The organism is Cupriavidus sp. DF5525 (assembly GCF_040149425.2).
Taxonomy (GTDB): Bacteria; Pseudomonadota; Gammaproteobacteria; order Burkholderiales; family Burkholderiaceae; genus Cupriavidus; species Cupriavidus pickettii_A.
The window spans coordinates 411,750-429,522 of record NZ_CP168265.1; the positions used below are offsets into that span (position 1 = coordinate 411,750).

Annotated in this window: 16 protein-coding genes; 6 read left to right on the plus strand and 10 right to left on the minus strand. The window is 67.6% G+C overall.

Annotation, left to right across the window (positions count from 1 at the left end; all coding sequences use genetic code 11):
- The first annotated feature begins 89 nt into the window (after positions 1 to 89).
- Positions 90 to 1,370 carry a carbohydrate porin gene (locus tag ABNX08_RS02055; protein ID WP_041681232.1) on the plus strand — a complete coding sequence of 427 codons (1,281 nt, stop codon included), beginning with the start codon at positions 90 to 92 and terminating at the stop codon, positions 1,368 to 1,370.
- 15 nt (positions 1,371 to 1,385) lie between these two features.
- Here the strand turns inward: ABNX08_RS02055 and queF are convergent, their stop codons facing one another.
- Together queF and ilvA are read right to left on the minus strand one after the other, a co-directional pair.
- A complete protein-coding gene (gene queF / locus ABNX08_RS02060; RefSeq protein ID WP_349605474.1) occupies positions 1,386 to 2,219 on the minus strand; it encodes an NADPH-dependent 7-cyano-7-deazaguanine reductase QueF in 834 nt (277 codons plus the stop codon).
- Positions 2,220 to 2,239: 20 nt separating this feature from the next.
- Entirely contained in the window at positions 2,240 to 3,787 is a 1,548-nt protein-coding gene (gene ilvA, locus ABNX08_RS02065) for a threonine ammonia-lyase, biosynthetic (protein ID WP_022533509.1), read from the minus strand.
- 313 nt (positions 3,788 to 4,100) lie between these two features.
- On the opposite strand from ilvA, the gene otsB reads away from it, so the two are divergent.
- From otsB to ABNX08_RS02085, 4 genes are all read left to right on the plus strand, one after another.
- Positions 4,101 to 4,883, plus strand: coding sequence for a trehalose-phosphatase (otsB, locus tag ABNX08_RS02070; protein WP_349605476.1), 783 nt, complete (start codon positions 4,101 to 4,103; stop codon positions 4,881 to 4,883).
- A 79-nt stretch (positions 4,884 to 4,962) separates the two neighbouring features.
- On the plus strand, positions 4,963 to 6,765 hold the full coding sequence (locus tag ABNX08_RS02075) for a glycoside hydrolase family 15 protein (RefSeq protein ID WP_349605699.1): 1,803 nt from the start codon (positions 4,963 to 4,965) through the stop codon (positions 6,763 to 6,765).
- A gap of 51 nt (positions 6,766 to 6,816) precedes the next feature.
- Positions 6,817 to 8,208: an alpha,alpha-trehalose-phosphate synthase (UDP-forming) gene (gene otsA, locus ABNX08_RS02080; protein ID WP_349605478.1), complete on the plus strand. Its 1,392-nt coding sequence runs from the start codon at positions 6,817 to 6,819 to the stop codon at positions 8,206 to 8,208.
- Positions 8,209 to 8,231: 23 nt separating this feature from the next.
- Positions 8,232 to 8,585: a 4a-hydroxytetrahydrobiopterin dehydratase gene (locus ABNX08_RS02085; RefSeq protein ID WP_349605480.1), complete on the plus strand. Its 354-nt coding sequence runs from the start codon at positions 8,232 to 8,234 to the stop codon at positions 8,583 to 8,585.
- A gap of 11 nt (positions 8,586 to 8,596) precedes the next feature.
- Here ABNX08_RS02085 and ABNX08_RS02090 read toward each other — a convergent pair whose 3' ends face one another.
- From ABNX08_RS02090 to ABNX08_RS02125, 8 genes are all read right to left on the minus strand, one after another.
- Positions 8,597 to 9,202 (minus strand): nucleotidyltransferase family protein, encoded by a 606-nt coding sequence (locus tag ABNX08_RS02090; protein ID WP_349605482.1) that lies wholly within the window; start codon positions 9,200 to 9,202, stop codon positions 8,597 to 8,599.
- Positions 9,203 to 9,217: 15 nt separating this feature from the next.
- The gene (locus ABNX08_RS02095; protein WP_022533515.1) at positions 9,218 to 10,258 is read right to left on the minus strand and encodes an XdhC family protein; all 1,041 of its coding nucleotides are present in this window, start codon (positions 10,256 to 10,258) and stop codon (positions 9,218 to 9,220) included.
- Positions 10,231 to 10,788 (minus strand): CoxG family protein, encoded by a 558-nt coding sequence (locus ABNX08_RS02100; protein WP_022533516.1) that lies wholly within the window; start codon positions 10,786 to 10,788, stop codon positions 10,231 to 10,233. Before ABNX08_RS02100 ends, ABNX08_RS02095 begins: the two co-directional genes overlap by 28 nt.
- Positions 10,779 to 12,032, minus strand: a complete 1,254-nt coding sequence (locus ABNX08_RS02105) for a VWA domain-containing protein (protein WP_022533517.1) — start codon at positions 12,030 to 12,032, stop codon at positions 10,779 to 10,781. Before ABNX08_RS02105 ends, ABNX08_RS02100 begins: the two co-directional genes overlap by 10 nt.
- Before the next feature lie 2 nt (positions 12,033 to 12,034).
- The gene (locus ABNX08_RS02110; RefSeq protein ID WP_022533518.1) at positions 12,035 to 12,931 is read right to left on the minus strand and encodes a MoxR family ATPase; all 897 of its coding nucleotides are present in this window, start codon (positions 12,929 to 12,931) and stop codon (positions 12,035 to 12,037) included.
- Positions 12,932 to 13,121: 190 nt separating this feature from the next.
- Positions 13,122 to 13,922, minus strand: a complete 801-nt coding sequence (locus tag ABNX08_RS02115) for a xanthine dehydrogenase family protein subunit M (protein ID WP_349605487.1) — start codon at positions 13,920 to 13,922, stop codon at positions 13,122 to 13,124.
- Positions 13,923 to 13,957: 35 nt separating this feature from the next.
- Complete coding sequence (locus ABNX08_RS02120; protein WP_349605488.1) at positions 13,958 to 16,333, minus strand: xanthine dehydrogenase family protein molybdopterin-binding subunit; 2,376 nt, start codon at positions 16,331 to 16,333, stop codon at positions 13,958 to 13,960.
- Positions 16,334 to 16,345: 12 nt separating this feature from the next.
- Positions 16,346 to 16,834, minus strand: a complete 489-nt coding sequence (locus ABNX08_RS02125; protein WP_349605489.1) for a (2Fe-2S)-binding protein — start codon at positions 16,832 to 16,834, stop codon at positions 16,346 to 16,348.
- A gap of 345 nt (positions 16,835 to 17,179) precedes the next feature.
- Between ABNX08_RS02125 and ABNX08_RS02130 the strand changes: the two genes are divergently transcribed.
- Entirely contained in the window at positions 17,180 to 17,758 is a 579-nt protein-coding gene (locus tag ABNX08_RS02130) for a YqaA family protein (RefSeq protein ID WP_022533522.1), read from the plus strand.
- Positions 17,759 to 17,773: the final 15 nt, after the last annotated feature.

Genomic DNA, 17,773 nt, shown 5'->3' on the forward strand with positions numbered 1-17,773 from the left:
TTCCGCCACTTGCCGCCGCGCGCTCGCGCCGACCGTTCCGTTTCCGTCGCTGGCTGGCGGCATTGGCCTGTTGCGCATGCCTGCCGGCGATGGCACAGCAGTCGGTGCCGGCACAGGATTCCGGCGGCGCGGAGAATCCCTTCGCCTTCCACGGCCAGAGCACCTACATCTGGCAGCGCAAGCCGGCCTTCAACGCGGCCTATTCCGGCCCGAACAGCCTTGGCACCGAACGGGCCAAGAGCTATTCCTTCAGCGCGACGCTGGACCTGGGACTGAAGCTGTGGCGCGGTGCGGAATTCCACTTCAACCCGGAGGCGACGCAAGGGGTACCGTTCTCCGGATTGCACGGACTGGGCGGCTTGTCCAACGGCGAGCTCGGCAAGGCAGCCAGCACCAGCCCGGTGTTCTACCGGGCGCGCGCGTTTGTCCGGCAGACATGGGACATGGGCGGCGGCAGCGAAACGCTGGACGCGGACTTCAACCAGTTCGCGCGCACCGTCGACCGGCAGCGGCTGGTGCTGACCGCGGGCAATTTCGGCGTGCTCGATGTGTTCGACCAGAACGAGTTCGGTTCGGACCCGCGCACGCAGTTCATGAACTGGGCGTTCATGACGCACGGTGCGTTCGACTATCCGGCCGATGCGCGCGGCTATAGCTGGGGCCTGGCGCTGGAGTACATCGGCGACGGCTGGTCGGCGCGCATCGGGCGCTTTTTGCAGCCGCTGGAGTCCAACGGGCTGGAGCTGGACACGCGCATGTTCCAGCACTACGGCGACATCATCGAACTGGAAAAGCGCTATGAGCTGGCGGGCCGCCCCGGCACCGCACGTCTGCTCTGGTTCCGCAACAAGGCGCGCATGGGCGCGTTCAACGACGCGATCCAGTTCGGCATCGCCAACAACACCACGCCCGACCTCGCCGACGTGCGGCGCGAGCACGCCAAGAGCGGCGTGGGCGTGACGCTGCTGCAGCAGGTCACCGATTCACTGGGGCTGTTTGCGCGCGCCAGCTTGTCGGACGACAAGACCGAGACTTACGCCTTTACCGAGATCGGCCGGCAGGTGTCAGCGGGCGGCGTGCTGAAGGGCGATGCGTGGGGACGGGGGCGCGATGCGCTGGGGGTGGCGGTGGCGATCAATATGCTGGGGGCCCACCATCGCAACTACCTGGCCGCGGGCGGGCAGGGGGCGTTTCTCGGGGACGGTGCGCTGCGCTATGGGCCGGAGCAGATACTGGAGATCTACTACAGCTTCCAGCCGGTGCAGTACCTGAGCATCAGCCCGGATTTCCAGTACGTGCGCAATCCGGGGTACAACCGCGACCGGGGGCCGGTGAAGTTTTTCGGGGTGCGGTTTCACGGGGAGTTTTGATCCTCCCCGCCTGGCTTACTGCCGCGCGTTGCGCTTGTTATCCGGCCACACCGTATTGAAGTTGGTCCGGAACGGATTGATATCCAGCCCGCCCCGCCGCGTATAGCGCGCGTACACCGCCAGCTTGACCGGCTTGCACTGGCGCAGCACGTCCATGAAGATCCGCTCCACGCACTGCTCGTGGAACTCGTTGTGGTTGCGGAACGAGATCAGGTACTTCAGCAACCCTTCCTGGTTGATCGGGGCGCCCACATAGCGGATCTGCACGCTGCCCCAGTCCGGCTGCCCGGTCACCAGGCAGTTGGACTTCAGCAGGTGCGACACCAGCGTTTCCTCCACCGGCGTTTCTTCCTGGTCGGCACGCAGCAGCTCGGGCGCCGGCTCGTAGCGGTCCACCTCGATATCGAGACGGTCCAGCAGCAGCCCGTCGAGTTCGCCCATCTGCTGCTTGCCCAGCTCGGCCTCGGTCACCAGCCGCACCTGCACGGTACCGCCAGTGGCCTCGGACAGGTCGTGGTGCAGCAGCTGCTGCAACGCCTCGGGCGAAGCGATCTTCGACTGGTTGAACGAGTTCAGGTAAAGCTTGAACGACTTGGACTCGATGATATTGGGCGTGTCCGACGGGATGATGAAGGTGGCCAGCGCCACCTGCGGCTTGCCTTTCAGGTTTAGCCACGACAGCTCGTACGCATTCCAGATATCGACGCCGAAGAACGGCACCGGCTTGCCTTCGGGCAGGCCGATCTCGGTGCGTTTGGGCTGGCGCGGGATCGGGAACAGCAGCGAGGCGTCGTATTCGGTCTTGTAGGCCGAGGGCTTGCCCAGCGGCGAATGTTCAGGGAGGCTCATGGGGCGCTCAGCAGGGTCGGTCAGGACAGGAACAGCTTGTACACCGGGTTGTCCGTTTCGTCCCAGTGTACGTAACCCAGCGTCGAAAGGAAGGCGCGGAAGGCCCGCATCTCGTTCTTGGGCACCTGGATGCCGACCAGGATGTTGGAGGTGTCCGCGCCCTGGTTGCGGTAGTGGAACAGGCTGATGTTCCAGTTCGGGCTCATGCTCGACAGGAACTTCATCAGCGCGCCCGGCCGCTCCGGGAACTCGAAGCGGAACAGCAGTTCGTCATGCGCCAGCGGCGAGCGCCCGCCCACCATGTAGCGGATATGCTGCTTGGCCAGCTCGTCGTTGGACAGGTCGAGCGTGTCGAAGCCGTGCTTGCGGAAGCTGGCGGCGATCTTGTCGTTCTCCGCGCGGCTGGCGATCTGCACGCCGACGAAGATATGCGCCACGTTGGTGTCGGCGATGCGGTAGTTGAACTCGGTGACGCTGCGCGTGCCCACCAGCTCGCAGAAGCGCTTAAAGCTGCCGCGCTCCTCGGGGATGGTCACGGCGAACACGCCTTCGCGCGCCTCGCCCACTTCGGCGCGCTCGGCGACGAAGCGCAGGCGGTCGAAGTTCATGTTGGCGCCGCAGGCGATCGCCACCAGGTGCTGGCCCTTGAGCTTCTCGCGCTCCGCATAGGCCTTGAGGCCGGCCACGGCGAGCGCACCGGCCGGTTCCAGGATGCTGCGCGTATCCTGGAACACGTCCTTCACGCCCGCGCAGATGGCGTCGGTATCGACCAGGATGATCTCGTCGACCAGCTCGCGCGTGATGCGGAAGGTTTCCTTGCCGACCAGCTTGACCGCGGTGCCGTCCGAGAACAGCCCCACTTCCTTCAGCTCGATGCGCTTGCCTGCGTCGACAGAGCGCTTCATCGCGTCCGAATCCACCGTCTGCACGCCGATCACCTTGATCTCCGGACGCACCGCCTTGATGTAGGCCGCGATTCCCGAGATCAGCCCGCCGCCGCCGATGGCGACAAAGATTGCATGGATCGGGCCCGGGTGCTGGCGCAGGATTTCCATGGCGATGGTGCCCTGGCCGGCGATCACTTCGGGGTCGTCGAACGGGTGGATGAAGGTCAGCTTGTGCTTCTTCTCCAGCACCGCGGCGTGGGTGTAGGCGTCGCTGTAGGACTCGCCGTGCAGCACGATCTCGACCCACTGGCCGCCGCGTTCGCGCACGGCGTCGATCTTCACCTGCGGCGTCGTCACCGGCATGGCGATGATCGCCTTGCATTGCAGCCGCGCCGCGGCCAGCGCCACGCCCTGCGCATGGTTGCCCGCCGAGGCGGCGATCACGCCGCGCTTGAGCTCCTCCGGCGTGAGCGACGCCATCTTGTTGTACGCGCCACGCAGCTTGAAGGAGAACACCGGCTGGGTGTCCTCGCGCTTGAACCAGACCGAATTGCCGGTGCGCGCCGAGAGCTGGTGCGCATAGGTTAGCTCAGTCTCCTGTGCCACGTCATAGACCTTGGCGGTCAGGATCTTCTTCAAATAATCGGGTTTGGCGGCGGAGGCGGCGGACTTGCGGGTCATGGTGTCTGGGCAGGGGCCTTGGGGCGGCGAATAAAAGCGGCGCAAAAAAAGGCGGAAATTCTGGCTGAAACCGTCAATGATAAAGGATGGCGGCGCCTTCCACCCGGCCCGGGCGACGCGCGCGCCGCCCGCGGTGCGTCGTCCGGGCCGGGTCCAGGGCGCTCTTTGTGTGCGGGGCGGCGCACTCGCGCGGACAGGGTTTGCGGGAAGCGACTGGTTGTCCCGGACTTGCATCCGCGCCAGGTTGCGCCCACGCCATGTAGGACGAAGCCCGGTGGACGCCTGTCAAAACGACGTGTTACGGTTTAACGCGATGCCTCACCTACCGCTTATCGAACCCAATACCGCCCTGTTTCTCGACTTCGACGGCACGCTGGCCGACCTGGCCCCGCGCCCGGAACTGGTGCAGGTCGAACCCGAACTGGTCGGCACGCTACGTACGCTGTACCAGCGACTGGACGGCGCGCTGGCCGTCATCTCCGGGCGGCCCGTGATCGAACTGGACCACTTCCTGCGACCGCTGCAGCTCCCGGCCGCCGGCGTGCACGGCGCCGAATTCCGCACCGACGGCGGCATGGTGTCCAAGACGCCCGCGCCGGGGCTGGAACCGCTGATCCCCCACCTGGAAGCGCTGGTGCGCGCCTATCCGGCGCTGATGCTGGAGCGCAAGTCAGTCGCCGTCGCCATCCACTACCGCCAGGCGCCCGAACTGGCCGGCGTGGTCGAAGCCGCGGTCACTGACGTATTGCGCCATGCCGTCGGGCTGGAGGCGCTGCCGGGCAAGATGGTGGTCGAGATCAAGCCCGCCGGCGTCGACAAGGGCGACGCCATCGCCGCATTCATGAAGGCGCCGCCGTTTGCCAAGCGCGTGCCGCTCTTTGCCGGCGACGACCTGACCGACGAGCCCGGCTTTGCCGCCGTGCGCAAGCTCGGCGGCCTGGGCGTGCTGGTGGGCCAGCGCCAGACGCTGGCCGGCACCACCGTGGCCGGGCCGGCCGCGCTGCGCAGCTGGCTGCATCGCTCGGCCAGGGCACTTGACGACGCTGCACGCGCCACCGGCAAGCCGGGCGCCGTGCCTCACACAACGACATCCTGAGGGAGGTATCGCTGTGACCAACAATACAAGCAGCCCCGGGGAACTGGGCAGGCAGCCGCGCGAAGGCGTGCACAAGACCATGGATGGCAGTGGCCGCTTTGCCAATCCGTCGCTGTCGCTTGGCATGATCGGCAACTGTTCCATCTCCGCGCTGGTGGACTGCCGCGGGCGCATCGTGTGGTCGTGCCTGCCGCGCTTCGACGGCGATCCGGTGTTCAACGCACTGCTGGACCCGAGCGAGAACGCCGGCCATTTCTCGATCGAGATCGAGGATTTCCACAGCGCCAGCCAGTGGTACGAGCCCAACACCGCGGTGCTGCGCACGCGCCTGACCGACACGCACGGCAACTGCCTGGAGATCACCGACTTCGCGCCGCGCTTCTTCCGGCTCGGGCGCTATTTCCGCCCGACTGCGCTGATCCGGCGCATCCGCCCGGTGCGCGGCGCGCCGCGCGTGCGCGTGGCGGTGGCGCCGCGCTTCGAATGGGGCCGCAAGGCGCCCGAGATCACGCGCGGCAGCAGCCATGTGCGCTACATCGGCGATTCCATGACGTTGCGCATGACCACCGACGCGCCGCTGGCCTACGTGCTGTCGCAGACGCCGTTCCTGGTGACGCGCGGGTACAACTTCATCCTCGGCCCGGACGAGACGCTGGCGCACGGCGTGGAAGAAACCGCACGCGATTTCGAGCAAGAGACCACCGCGTACTGGCGCCTGTGGAGCCGCCGGCTCGCGGTGCCGCGCGAATGGCAGGACGCGGTGATCCGCGCCGCCATCACGCTGAAGATGTCGCTGTATGAAGAGACCGGCGCCATTGTCGCCGCCATGACCACAAGCATTCCCGAAGCCCCGGGCAGCGGGCGCAACTGGGACTACCGCTTCTGCTGGCTGCGTGACGCCTTCTTTGTCGTGCGCGCGCTCAACAGCCTGTCTGAAGTCGGCACGATGGAGGATTACCTGCGCTGGCTGGCAAACGTGGTGATGCAGTCGCAGGACGGGCATATCCAGCCGCTGTACGGCATTGGCCTGGAGCGGGAGCTGCCCGAAAGCATGCTCGACCACCTGGCCGGCTACCGCGGCATGGGCCCGGTGCGCGTCGGCAACCAGGCGCAGGAGCACTTCCAGCACGATGTCTACGGCAACGTGGTGCTGGGCGCGGCGCAGGCCTTCCATGACCACCGGCTGCTGCATCGCGGCGGGGCGGCTGAATTCCACCGGCTGGAACAGGTTGGCGAGCAGGCAGTCAAGGTGTTCGGCACGCCTGACGCCGGCATGTGGGAACTGCGTACCCGGGCGCGCGTGCATACCTCGTCGGCGCTGATGAGCTGGGCCGCTTGCGACCGCCTGGCCAAGATCGCCGAGAAGCTGCAGATCCCGGACCGTGCCGCCTACTGGCACGACCACGCCAGCCGGATGAAGGAACGCATCCTGGCCGAATCGTGGAGCGAATCGCGCCAGTCTTTTGCCGAGAGCTTCGGCGGGCGCGAACTGGATGCCAGCGTGCTGTTGATGGCCGAGGTCAATTTCATCGACCCGCACGACGAGCGCTTTATCGCCACGGTCAAGGCGCTGGAGACGTCGCTGTGCGACGGCCCGTACATGCGCCGCTACGAGGCGCCGGACGATTTCGGCAAGCCCGAGACCGCCTTCAACATCTGCACCTTCTGGCGCATCGACGCGCTGGCGCGCATCGGCCGGCGCGACGAGGCGCGCGAGATCTTCGAATCGATGCTCGCCGCGCGCAACCCGCTGGGCCTGCTGTCCGAGGACACCCACCCCGTGACCGGCGAGATGTGGGGCAACTTCCCGCAGACGTATTCGATGGTCGGCCTGATCAACGGCGCCATGCGGCTGTCGGCGCCGTGGGATTCGGTGATCTGACCCACGCAACCTGGCACGGCAACAAGAACAGAGGACTCCAGAAAACAACATATGCCCAGACTTGTAGCGGTATCCAACCGGGTCGCCGATCCCCGCAACGTGGCGGCGGGCGGCCTTGCCGTCGCGCTCTCCGAGGCCTTGCGCCAGACCGGCGGCTTGTGGTTCGGCTGGAGCGGCAAGGCGCTGGAAACCGCCCAGGGCGGCACCCCCGGCGAAGGCGACCTGCACCTGCAGCAAGCCGGCAATGTCACGCTGGCCACTGTCGACCTGAGCCGCGAAGACCATGATGCCTACTACCTGGGATACAGCAACGGCGTATTGTGGCCGGTATTCCACTACCGGCTCGACCTGGCGGATTTCGACTCCAACTTCCTGAACGGCTACCGGCGCGTGAACCAGCTGTTCGCGCGCAAGCTGGCCCCGCTGCTCGAGCCCGACGACGTCATCTGGATCCACGACTACCACCTGATCCCGCTGGCGTCAGAGCTGCGCGCGATCGGCTGCGGCCAGAAGATCGGCTTTTTCCTGCACGTGCCGCTGCCGCCGCCGCTGATCCTGGCGGCCATCCCGCAGCATGAATGGCTGATGCGCGCGCTGTTCGCCTATGACCTGCTCGGCTTCCAGAGCCATGCCGACGTGGAGCACTTCTCGCGCTACGTCCAGGCAGAGGCCCAGGCCGAGCCCATGGGCGAGCATCGCTACCGCGCTTTCCACCGCACGGTGCGCGCGCAGGCCTTTCCGATCGGCATCGACGTCGACGAGTTCATGGAACTGGGCCGCGGCGACGAGGCGAAGGAAACCTTCGAGATGATGTGCGCACAATATGCGCGCCGCCGGTTGCTGCTCGGCATCGACCGGCTCGATTATTCCAAGGGGCTGCCGCACCGGCTCAAGGCGTTCTACCGGCTACTGGCGGAATACCCCGAGAACCGGATGAGCGCGACGCTGGTGCAGATTGCTGCGCCCTCGCGCGAGTCGGTCGACGCCTATGTCGACCTGCGCAGCGAGATGGAGCGCCTGAGCGGCGCCATCAACGGCGAGTTCGGCGAACTGGACTGGATGCCGGTGCGCTATATCCATCGCACCACCGCGCGCAAGCGCCTGCCGGGCCTGTGCCGTGCCAGCCGCGTGGCCCTGGTGACACCGTTGCGCGACGGCATGAACCTGGTGGCCAAGGAATTCATCGCCGCGCAGGACCCGGAAGACCCGGGCGTGCTGGTGTTGTCGCGCTTTGCCGGTGCGGCCGAGCAGTTGCGCGAGGCGCTGCTGGTCAATCCCTACGACACGCGCGCCACCGCGCAGGCGATCCAGCAAGCGCTGCACATGCCGCTGGCCGAACGCCAGCAGCGCCACCAGAAGCTGCTGGAGCGCATCCGCGCGCAGGATGTGCACTGGTGGAGCAGCGAGTTCTTGCGCGCACTGACAGAGACCGAAGGCGCCTGATCCTCCGGTCGGGGAGCAAGACCATGAGTGAAGACCTGGCAGCGCAATCGTGCACGCCTTGCCGCGGCGGGGTGCCGCCGTTGACGCCGGATGAAGCTGAAGCTCTGATGCAGCAGGCGCCTGGCTGGGATTTGTTCGATGGAGCGACCCGGCTGGAGCGGCGCTTTACCTTCGGGAATTTTGCGCAGGCGCTGGCGTTCGTGAATGGCGTCGGGCAACTGGCCGAGGCGCAGGGACATCATCCGGAGATCAGTTTTGGCTGGGGGCATGCCACGGTGTCGTGGCGGACCAAGAAGATCAAGGGACTGCACCGGAATGATTTCATCATGGCGGTGAAGACTAGTGAGATAGCGGCGGGGCAGGGCGAGGCGACGTAAGCCGCATTGGGCTAGCGCAAATCCCCCGGCGTATCGATATCCCGAAACGCCCCGTCATCGTCAGTCAGGATCCGCGTAACGGGTTTGTCCTTCAGCAACGCCCGCGCCCCCTCATCACCGTCCAGCTTCAGCAGTTCCTCGCGCCAGGCGGCCCCGAACCCGACCGGATGCCCGCGCTGCCCATTGCGCCACGGCGCAGCGATGGTCTCCGGGGTGGTGATCGTCAGCGCCACTGCCCGGATGAGTTCCATCGGCAGCCAGGGCATATCGGCCAGCGCCACCACCCAGCCGCGCGCTTCGGGCGTTGCCGCCACCGCAGCCCGCAGCGCCGCACCCATGCCCGCGTCGGCTTCGGCGGATTCCAGCACGCGGCAGCCGCCGCGGCGCAGTTCCTCCGCCAGCGCCGGATTGCCCGGGCGAATGACCGCAATCGATTCCGGCAGTGCTGCCGCCAGCGTGCGCGCACTGCGCCACGCTACCGTGCGTCCGCCGGGCAGCGTTTCCAGCAGCTTGTTGCGTTTGCCCGCCGCATCGAAGCGGCGGCCGAAACCCGCGGCCAGCAGGATGCCGGTAGGCAGGTCGGTGCGGAGCAGGGGAGCGTTGGGGGCGGCGGTCATGGCGTCATGCTGTCCTCAGGTGGCCGGGCCGGGCGCGACTTCGCAGCTGCTGCCGGTGCTGGCTGCCATCTCGCGCGCAGCCTTGGCGCCTTCGACCTGCAGGATGTCGGGCAGCGACACATGGTTCTTGGCCGCGATCACTTCGGCCAGGATCGAGATCGCGATCTCCGGCGGCGTGCGGCTGCCGATGTAGATGCCTACCGGGCCGTGCAGCCGCGCGAGCTGCAGGTCGGTCAGGTCGAACTCCTTGAGCCGTTCGCGCCGTGCCTGGTTGTTGCGGCGCGAACCGAGCGCACCGACGTAGAAAGCATTCGTGCGCAGCGCCTCCATCAGCGCGAGGTCGTCCAGCTTGGGATCGTGCGTCAGCGCGATCACCGCGCAGCGCTCGTCCAGCTTCAAGTCCATGACCGTGTCGTCCGGCATGGTGCGCACCATGGTGATGCCGGAGATGTCCCAGGTCTCGGTGTATTCCTCGCGTGGGTCGCACACGGTGACCTGGAAGCCGAGGCCCACGGCGATCTGGCACAGGTACTTGGAAAGCTGACCCGCGCCGATCACCAGCATGCGGTAGCGCGGGCCGTGGATGGTCAGCAGCGTCTTGCCATCGAACACCAGCCCGTCGGTGGCGTTGGCCGGGCCCAGCGTGGCGGCGCCCGTCGCCATGTCGAGCGTACGCGCGACCAGGCGGCCGTTCTCGACCGCGTCGAGCAGTTCGGCGATGCCGCTGGCCGGGGTCAGCGGCTCGGTCACCAGTTCGATCGTGCCGCCGCAAGGCAGGCCGAAACGGTGCGCTTCCTCGGCGCTGATGCCGTACTTGATCGCTTCGGGGTGGTCGGCGGTGATGCCTTGCCGGCGCACGCGGTCGATGATGTCGTCCTCGATGCAGCCGCCCGAAACCGAGCCGACCACCAGGCCGTCGTCGCGTACCGCCAGCATCGCGCCTTCGGGGCGGGGCGACGAGCCCCAGGTGCGCACTACCGTGACCAGCAGCACGCGGTGGCCCTGTTGCTGCCACTGCACGCTGTTCTTCAGGACTTCGAGATCCACGCTCTCCATGATCGTTTCCGCTTCGGTTCCTCTGTCTGTTCATTGTCGCCGGCGGCTGCGGCGGGGGCGCCCTCGGCCGCTGGCGTGTCTTCTGTATTGTCCGGCGTGACCGCCTCGGTGAAGCGCGTAAAGAAGGTATCCGCCATCTTGCGCGCCGCGGCATCCACCAGCCGCGAGCCGATCTGCGCGAGCTTACCGCCGACGTGGGCATCGACGGTGTAGCTCAGCACGGTCTCGTCGCCATCCGGTTCCAGCCTGACGCGGGCGGTGCCCTTGCCGAAGCCCGCCGCGCCACCCTGGCCGTCAAAGCGGATGGTGTAGCTGTCGGGGGCCTGGATGTCCTCCAGCGCCATCCGTCCCTTGAAGCGCGCCTTGACCGGCCCCACCGCAGCCGTCAGGGCCAGCGCGTAGGCGTTTTCGCCGTCGGGCTCGATACTCTCACATCCCGGGATGCATTGCTTGAGCAGCTCGGTGTCGTTGAGCGCTTCCCATGCCACTTGCTGCGGCACCGGCAGGCGCTGGCTCTGGTTCATTTCCATGGCGGGGCTTCCTTGTCTGGCTTGGCGGGGGCGGCCCGGGGAGGGCCGCCATGATCGGACAGCAGGGTCTCCAGCGCGAGCAGGCTGTCCAGGTTATGCGCGGGGCGCAGCGCGTCGACATGCGGCAGGATCGCCTGCACGCCGCGCGCCTGCGGGGTGAAGCCGGGATAGCGCAGCAGCGGGTTGAGCCAGACAATGCGGTGCGCAAAGCGGCGCAGCCGCGCCATCTCGTCCCCCAGCAGGTCGATCTGCTCATGATCGAGGCCGTCGGTGACCAGCAGCACGGTGGCGCGCCCGGACAGCGTGCGGCGTGCCCAGTGGCGGTTGAAGCTCGCCAGCGCGGCGCCGATGCGGGTGCCGCCCGCCCAGTCGCGCACCTGGCCGGTGATGACCGCGACCGCTTCGTCCGGATCGCGTTCGCGCAGCGAGCGGGTGATATTGGTCAGCCGCGTCCCGAACAGGAACACCGACAGCCGCTCGCGCGACTGCATCAGCGCATGGCAGAAATACAGCACCGCGCGCGAGTACTGGCTCATCGAGCCGGAAATGTCGAGCAGTAGCACCACCGGCGGCTTGCGCTCGGCGTGCTTGCGGAATTTCCAGCGCAGCCACTCGCCATGCTGGCGCACCGCCAGGCGCGCGCTGGCGCGCAGGTCGGCATGGGTGCCGCAGGTGGCGGCGCGCAGCCGGCGTGTGCGCTGCAGTGCAAGATGGGCGCGGCGCGTGCGCACCAGGTGCTGCAGCGCGCGCCATTCCTGCGCGGTCAGGGTCTCGAAGTCGCGTTGCGCCAGCCGCTCCTGGTCGGAGAAGGTCAGCGGCACGTGGACGCGCTCGGCCTCGGTCTGCGCAGGGCGCGATGGCGCCTCGGGCTGGCGCGCGGCCAGCGCGTCGGCCAGCCGGTTGCTGCGCTTTGGCGGCGGCGCGCCGGCATCGACGCGCGGCAGCAGCAGCGCGCGCAGCTTGCCTTCCCAGTCGGGGTCACGCCAGAACAGGTCGAAGGCGGCGTCGAACAGCGGGCGCTGGTCGGGGCCCGACAGCACCAGCGCGGCCAGCGCGGCGCGCACCTCGTCGCGGCGGCCGATATCGACATGGCGCAGCGCGCTGAGCGCATCGACCGCATGCGCCGGCGACAGCGCAAAGCCGCCGTCGCGCAGCAGCCGCATGAAGTGGGTAACGTTGCGCGCCAATACCGGCAGGCCGGTTTGCGGTCCGCCGGTACGTGCCGCGGCGTGCAGCGTGGCCACGGTCACCCTCCCGGTGCGGCGCCGGCCAGCAACTCCGCCACGGTGGGGCCGTCGGCGCGTGCGAGGTCGTCCTGGTACTTGAGCAGCACGCCCAGCGTGTCGCGCACCGACTGCGGATCCAGCTCGGTCACGCCCAGCGCGGCCAGCGCGCGGCACCAGTCGATGGCCTCGGCGATACCGGGCGCCTTGAACAGGTCGATGCCGCGCAGCCGGTGCACGAAGTCGATCGCCTGCGCCTGCAGCGCGGCGGCGGCCTCGGGCGCGCGCGCGGCGACGATCTGCAGCTCGCGGTCGCGCTCGGGGTAGCCCATCCACTGGTACAGGCAGCGGCGCTTGAGCGCGTCATGCACTTCGCGCGTGCGGTTGGAGGTGATCACGATCAGCGGCGGGCGCTCGGCGCGGATCACGCCGATCTCGGGGATCGAGACCTGGAATTCGGACAGAACTTCCAGAAGGAAGGCTTCGAAGGGTTCGTCGGCACGGTCGATCTCGTCGATCAGCAGCACGCGCGGGACTTCCGGTGCAGCAGGGTCGGGCAGCAGTGATTCCAGCAGCGGGCGCTTGAGCAGGTAGTCATCGTGGTACAGCGACTGCGCCTCGGGACGTTCGCCGCGCGCTTCGGCCAGGCGCAGCGCCATGATCTGGCGCGGATAGTCCCACTCGTACAGCGCGCTGGCGGCATCGAGCCCTTCATAGCATTGCAGCCGCAGCAGCCGGGTGCCGAGCACGCCCGCCATCGCCTGCGCCAGCGCGGTCTTGCCGACGCCGGGCTCGCCTTCGAGGAACAGCGGGCGCTGCATGCGCAGCGCGAGGTAGAGCACCGTGGCGGTTTCGCGGTCGGCGTAGTACTGCTGGCGTTCGAGCTGGGCGAGGGTGTCGTCGATGGAGGTGGGGAGCATGAGCAATCTTGTGTGCCGACGCGGCAAAATGCGCCGGCGGTTTGCTCCCCTCTCCCGCTTGCGGGAGAGGGGCTGGGGGAGAGGGCAGGAGGTTCGCGTGCGAAAACGCTTGATTCAAGCGCCGGCCCTCTCCCCCGACCCCTCACCGCTGGGCGAGAGAGGGGAGACCACAGCGGGCGATGGACAGGCACTACCCCTTCGTCGCCTCCTCCACCGCCCGCGCCGCCAGCACCGGAATCAAGTGCGCCCGGTACTCCGCCGACGCATGCAGGTCGGCATTCAGGTTCGCCGCATCGACCTTCACGCCACGCGCAGCCTGTGCAGTGAAATTGCCCGACAGCGCGTGCTCCAGCGGCTGGCAGCGGAACACACTGTCGCCCGCGCCGGTGACCGCCACCCGCACCGTATTGCCGGTGCGCGCCACCATCACCCCGACCAGCGCAAAGCGCGAAGCCGGATTGCGGAACTTGACGTAGGCAGCCTGCTCGGGGATCGGGAAGCGCACCGCGGTGATCAGCTCATCCGGTTCCAGCGCGGTTTCATAAAGGCCCTTGAAGAAGTCATCGGCCGCGATGGTGCGGCGGTCGGTGACTACGGTTGCGCCGAGCCCCAGCACGCCCGCGGGATAGCAGGCCGCAGGATCGTCGTTGGCCAGCGCGCCACCCAGCGTGCCCATCGCACGCACCTGTCGATCGCCGATGCCGCCGGCCAGTGCCGCCAGCGCCGGAATGCGCTTGCGCACCTCGGCATTGGTTTCCACGTCGGCATGGCGCGCAGCCGCGCCGACCACGATCTCGTTGTTCTCGACGCGGATCTCGGCCATGCCGGGAATGCGCACCACGTCCACCAGCACGGAAGGCGAGGCCAGCCGCAGCTTCATCGCGGCCAGCAGGCTCTGGCCGCCGCCGAGGAACTTGGCGTCAGGGTCGGCCTTGAGCCTGGCCACCGCCGCCTTGGCATCCGCGGCACGTTCAAACTGGAATGTGTACATGTCGGTTTCCTTTCCGGTTCGTCGGTCCGTGGCGCTCAGGGGCGAGCGGCCTGGATGGCCTGCCATACACGGTGCGGGGTCGCCGGCATCTGCACATCCTTGACGCCCAGCGGCGACAGCGCATCCACCAGCGCATTGATAAACGCTGGCGGCGAGCCGATCGCGCCGGCCTCGCCGCAGCCCTTCACGCCCAGCGGGTTGTGCGTGCAGGGCGTGCCGCTGGCGGTCTCGACGGTGAAGTCGGGCAGGTCGGCGGCGCGCGGCATGGCGTAGTCCATGTAGGATCCGGTCAGCAGCTGGCCGCTGTCGGGATCGTAGACGCACTGCTCCAGCATGGCCTGGCCCAGGCCCTGGCCGATGCCGCCATGCACCTGGCCCTCGACGATCATCGGGTTGATGATGTTGCCGAAGTCATCCACGGCGGTGAACTTCACCACCTTCGATTCACCGGTATCCGGATCCACCTCCACTTCGCACACATAGGCGCCGGACGGATAGGTGAAGTTGGTCGGGTCGTAGAACGCGTTTTCGTTCAGGCCCGGCTCCAGCTTGTCGAGCGGGTAGTTGTGCGGCACGTAGGCGGTCAGCGCAACTTCGCCGAAGGTCTTGGTGCGGTCGGTGCCAGCCACGCGGAACACGCCGTTGCTGAACTCGATGTCCGTGTCCGATGCTTCCAGCAGGTGCGCGGCGATCTTCTTGGCCTTTGCCTCGATCTTGTCGAGCGCCTTCATGATCGCCGATCCCCCCACTGCCAGCGAACGCGAGCCGTAGGTGCCCATGCCGAACGGCACGCGGCCGGTGTCGCCGTGCACGATTTCGACCTGGTCGAGCTGCAGCCCGAGCCGGTCGGCGACGATCTGCGCGAAGGTGGTCTCGTGGCCCTGGCCGTGGCTGTGCGAGCCGGTGAAGACCGTCACGGTGCCGGTCGGGTGCACGCGGATCTCGCCCACCTCGAACAGCCCCGCGCGCGCGCCCAGCGCGCCGGCGATATTCGACGGCGCCAGCCCGCAAGCTTCGATGTAGCAGGAGTAGCCCAGGCCGCGCAGCTTGCCGCGTTGCTTGGCTTCGTCGCGCCGGGCCGGGAAGCCCTTGACGTCGGCCAGCTCCTGCGCGCGCGCCAGGCATGGCTCGTAGTCGCCGGTGTCATAGGTCAGGCCCACCGGCGTGGCGTACGGGAACTGGCGGATGAAGTTCTTGCGGCGCAGTTCGGCGGGATCCGTGTTGAGCTCGTGCGCTGCGGTTTCCACCAGGCGCTCGACCACATATGTGGCTTCGGGACGGCCGGCGCCGCGGTAGGCATCGACCGGCGCGGTGTTGGTGAACACCGCCTGCACCTCGGCATAGATCGCGGGCGTGGCGTACTGGCCGGCCAGCAGCGTCGCATACAGGATGGTCGGCACGCTGCTGGCGAAGGTCGACAGGTAGGCGCCCATATTGGCGACCGTGTGTACGCGCAGCGCCAGGAACTTGCCGTCGGCATCGAGCGCCAGCTCGGCCTTGGTGACGTGGTCGCGCCCGTGCGCGTCGGTCAGGAAGGATTCGGAACGGTCCGCGGTCCACTTGACCGGCCGGCCAACCTTCTTCGATGCCCACGTCAGCGCCACGTCTTCCGGATACAGGAAGATCTTGGAGCCGAAGCCGCCGCCAACGTCCGGCGCGATGATGCGCAGTCGCGATTCCGGCAGCCCCAGCACGAAGGCGCCCATCAGCAGCCGCTCCACGTGCGGGTTCTGGTTGGCCACGTAGACGGTGTAGCTGTCGTCCTGGCGCGTGTAGCTGGCGTTGACCGCGCGCGGCTCGATCGCGTTGGGGATCAGCCGGTTGTTGACGATGTCCAGCGTGGTCACGTGCGCGGCCTTGGCAAAGGCGGCGTCGGTGGCGGCCTTGTCGCCATGGCCCCAGGTGTAGCAGGTGTTGGCTGGCACGTCGTCATGCACCAGCGTCGAAGCTGAAGCAGCGTCCGCGGCGTTGACCACCGCGGGCAGCTCTTCATAGTCGACGTCGATCTTCTCGGCGGCGTCGCGCGCCTGCTGCAGCGTCTCGGCGATGACCAGCGCCACCTGGTCGCCGACGTGGCGCACCTTGTCGTGCGCGATCACCGGGTGCGGCGGCTCCTTCATCGGCGAGCCGTCCATGCTGTGGATCAGCCAGCCGCAGGGCAGGCCGCCCACTTTATCGGCGGCCAGTTCGTCGCCGGTCAGCACGGCGATCACGCCGGGCGCGGCGAGCGCCTCGCTCTTGTCGATCGAACGGATGCGCGCGTGCGCGTGCGGCGAGCGCAGGAAAAATGCATAGCTTTGCTGCGGCAGCACGATGTCGTCGGTGTACTGGCCGCTGCCGGTCAGGTAGCGGAAGTCTTCCTTGCGCTTGACCGGCGCGCCTACCAGGCGCTGGTTCTCGGGTGCGTTCATGGCCTGTCCCCCTTATTCCGCGCTGGCGGCGGCGCCCTGCATGGCCGCCTGGCCCTGCTGCACTGCCCGGACGATGTTGTGGTAGCCCGTGCAGCGGCACAGGTTGCCTTCCAGGTGGGCGCGGATGGTGGCGGCGTCGGCGCCCGGGTGCTCCTGCACCAGCGCGGTGGCGCTCATCACCATGCCCGGCGTACAGAAGCCGCATTGCAGGCCGTGGCATTCACGGAAGGCTTCCTGCATCGGGTGCAGCGTGCCGGGCGCGCCCAGGCCCTCGATGGTGGTGACCTTGGCGCCGTCGGCCTGTACCGCCAGCAGGTTGCACGACTTGACCGCCCGGCCGTCCAGGTGGACCGTGCAGGCGCCGCACTGCGCAGTGTCGCAGCCGACGTGGGTGCCGGTCAGGCGCAACTGTTCGCGCAGGAACTGGACCAGGAGGGTGTTGGGTTCTACCTGGGCGTCAACGGGCTTGCCGTTGACCGTCAGGCGGATCGGAATCGCCATGCTTGTCTCCATGTGGGGTGGACGCGCATGACCAATTGCCCGAAATCCCGAAAGAACTGCGCGGGACTGGCCACGACGCGGTACTGCCGCTTAAGACGGCTATAGGACGGCTAATTCGTGATATTGGTGCTGCCGCTACAACTGCTGTAGGTGCGCCAGCGCACGCGGCGAGCGGCTTCAATGCTGGCGCAAATGCCGCGGCCGGCGAACGATCGGTCGCAACAGGCTCTAACAGTTAATCACAAATCCCGCACAGGTGCCATGAGGTTTGCCCGCCCCATCCGGGGGGCGGGGGCCTCGGATGGGCCGCTGCTAGAATGGCCCGACCCCCTCGCCCACCCCGACATGGAAGCGTTCTTCGACTGGCTGTTTGAAACCGTCGCCCTGCCCAAGGTGGGCCTGTCCGCGATCTTCGTGGTCAGCCTGATCTCGGCCACGCTATTGCCACTGGGCTCCGAGCCGGCCGTGTTCGGCTACGTCAAGCTCAACCCGCAGATGTTCTGGCCGGCGATCCTGGTGGCCACGCTCGGCAACACGGTCGGCGGCGCGATCGACTGGTGGCTGGGCTACGCCGCCAAGCTGGCGCTGGTGCGCTACCACAAGCGGCGCCGGGCGCGCGAACACGAAATTGAGCACCTCGAGCACCGCGAACACACGCGCAAGCCGCCCAAGCCCAAGCTCGACGTGCGCTACTTCCGCTGGATGCGCCGGCTCGGCCCGCCCACGCTGCTGTTTTCCTGGCTGCCCGGCATTGGTGATCCATTGTGCACTTTGGCTGGCTGGCTGCGGCTCTCTTTCTGGCCCAGCCTGGCCTGGATGGCAGTCGGCAAATTCATCCGCTACCTGTTCATGACGGCCAGCCTGCTGTGGATCCCGGACAGTTTTTGGCACAACATTGCGCAAACGTGGAAGGCCTGGTTCTGATCCGGTGCGCCGCCG

Excerpts from the sequence above, each read along its gene's own strand:
- ABNX08_RS02055 (WP_041681232.1), top strand. The coding sequence starts at position 90 with ATGGCACAGCAGTCGGTGCCGGCACAGGATTCCGGCGGCGCGGAGAAT.
- queF (WP_349605474.1), bottom strand. The coding sequence starts at position 2,219 with ATGAGCCTCCCTGAACATTCGCCGCTGGGCAAGCCCTCGGCCTACAAG.
- ilvA (WP_022533509.1), bottom strand. The coding sequence starts at position 3,787 with ATGACCCGCAAGTCCGCCGCCTCCGCCGCCAAACCCGATTATTTGAAG.
- otsB (WP_349605476.1), top strand. The coding sequence starts at position 4,101 with ATGCCTCACCTACCGCTTATCGAACCCAATACCGCCCTGTTTCTCGAC.
- ABNX08_RS02075 (WP_349605699.1), top strand. The coding sequence starts at position 4,963 with ATGGATGGCAGTGGCCGCTTTGCCAATCCGTCGCTGTCGCTTGGCATG.
- otsA (WP_349605478.1), top strand. The coding sequence starts at position 6,817 with ATGCCCAGACTTGTAGCGGTATCCAACCGGGTCGCCGATCCCCGCAAC.
- ABNX08_RS02085 (WP_349605480.1), top strand. The coding sequence starts at position 8,232 with ATGAGTGAAGACCTGGCAGCGCAATCGTGCACGCCTTGCCGCGGCGGG.
- ABNX08_RS02090 (WP_349605482.1), bottom strand. The coding sequence starts at position 9,202 with ATGACCGCCGCCCCCAACGCTCCCCTGCTCCGCACCGACCTGCCTACC.
- ABNX08_RS02095 (WP_022533515.1), bottom strand. The coding sequence starts at position 10,258 with ATGGAGAGCGTGGATCTCGAAGTCCTGAAGAACAGCGTGCAGTGGCAG.
- ABNX08_RS02100 (WP_022533516.1), bottom strand. The coding sequence starts at position 10,788 with ATGGAAATGAACCAGAGCCAGCGCCTGCCGGTGCCGCAGCAAGTGGCA.
- ABNX08_RS02110 (WP_022533518.1), bottom strand. The coding sequence starts at position 12,931 with ATGCTCCCCACCTCCATCGACGACACCCTCGCCCAGCTCGAACGCCAG.
- ABNX08_RS02115 (WP_349605487.1), bottom strand. The coding sequence starts at position 13,922 with ATGTACACATTCCAGTTTGAACGTGCCGCGGATGCCAAGGCGGCGGTG.
- ABNX08_RS02120 (WP_349605488.1), bottom strand. The coding sequence starts at position 16,333 with ATGAACGCACCCGAGAACCAGCGCCTGGTAGGCGCGCCGGTCAAGCGC.
- ABNX08_RS02125 (WP_349605489.1), bottom strand. The coding sequence starts at position 16,834 with ATGGCGATTCCGATCCGCCTGACGGTCAACGGCAAGCCCGTTGACGCC.
- ABNX08_RS02130 (WP_022533522.1), top strand. The coding sequence starts at position 17,180 with ATGGAAGCGTTCTTCGACTGGCTGTTTGAAACCGTCGCCCTGCCCAAG.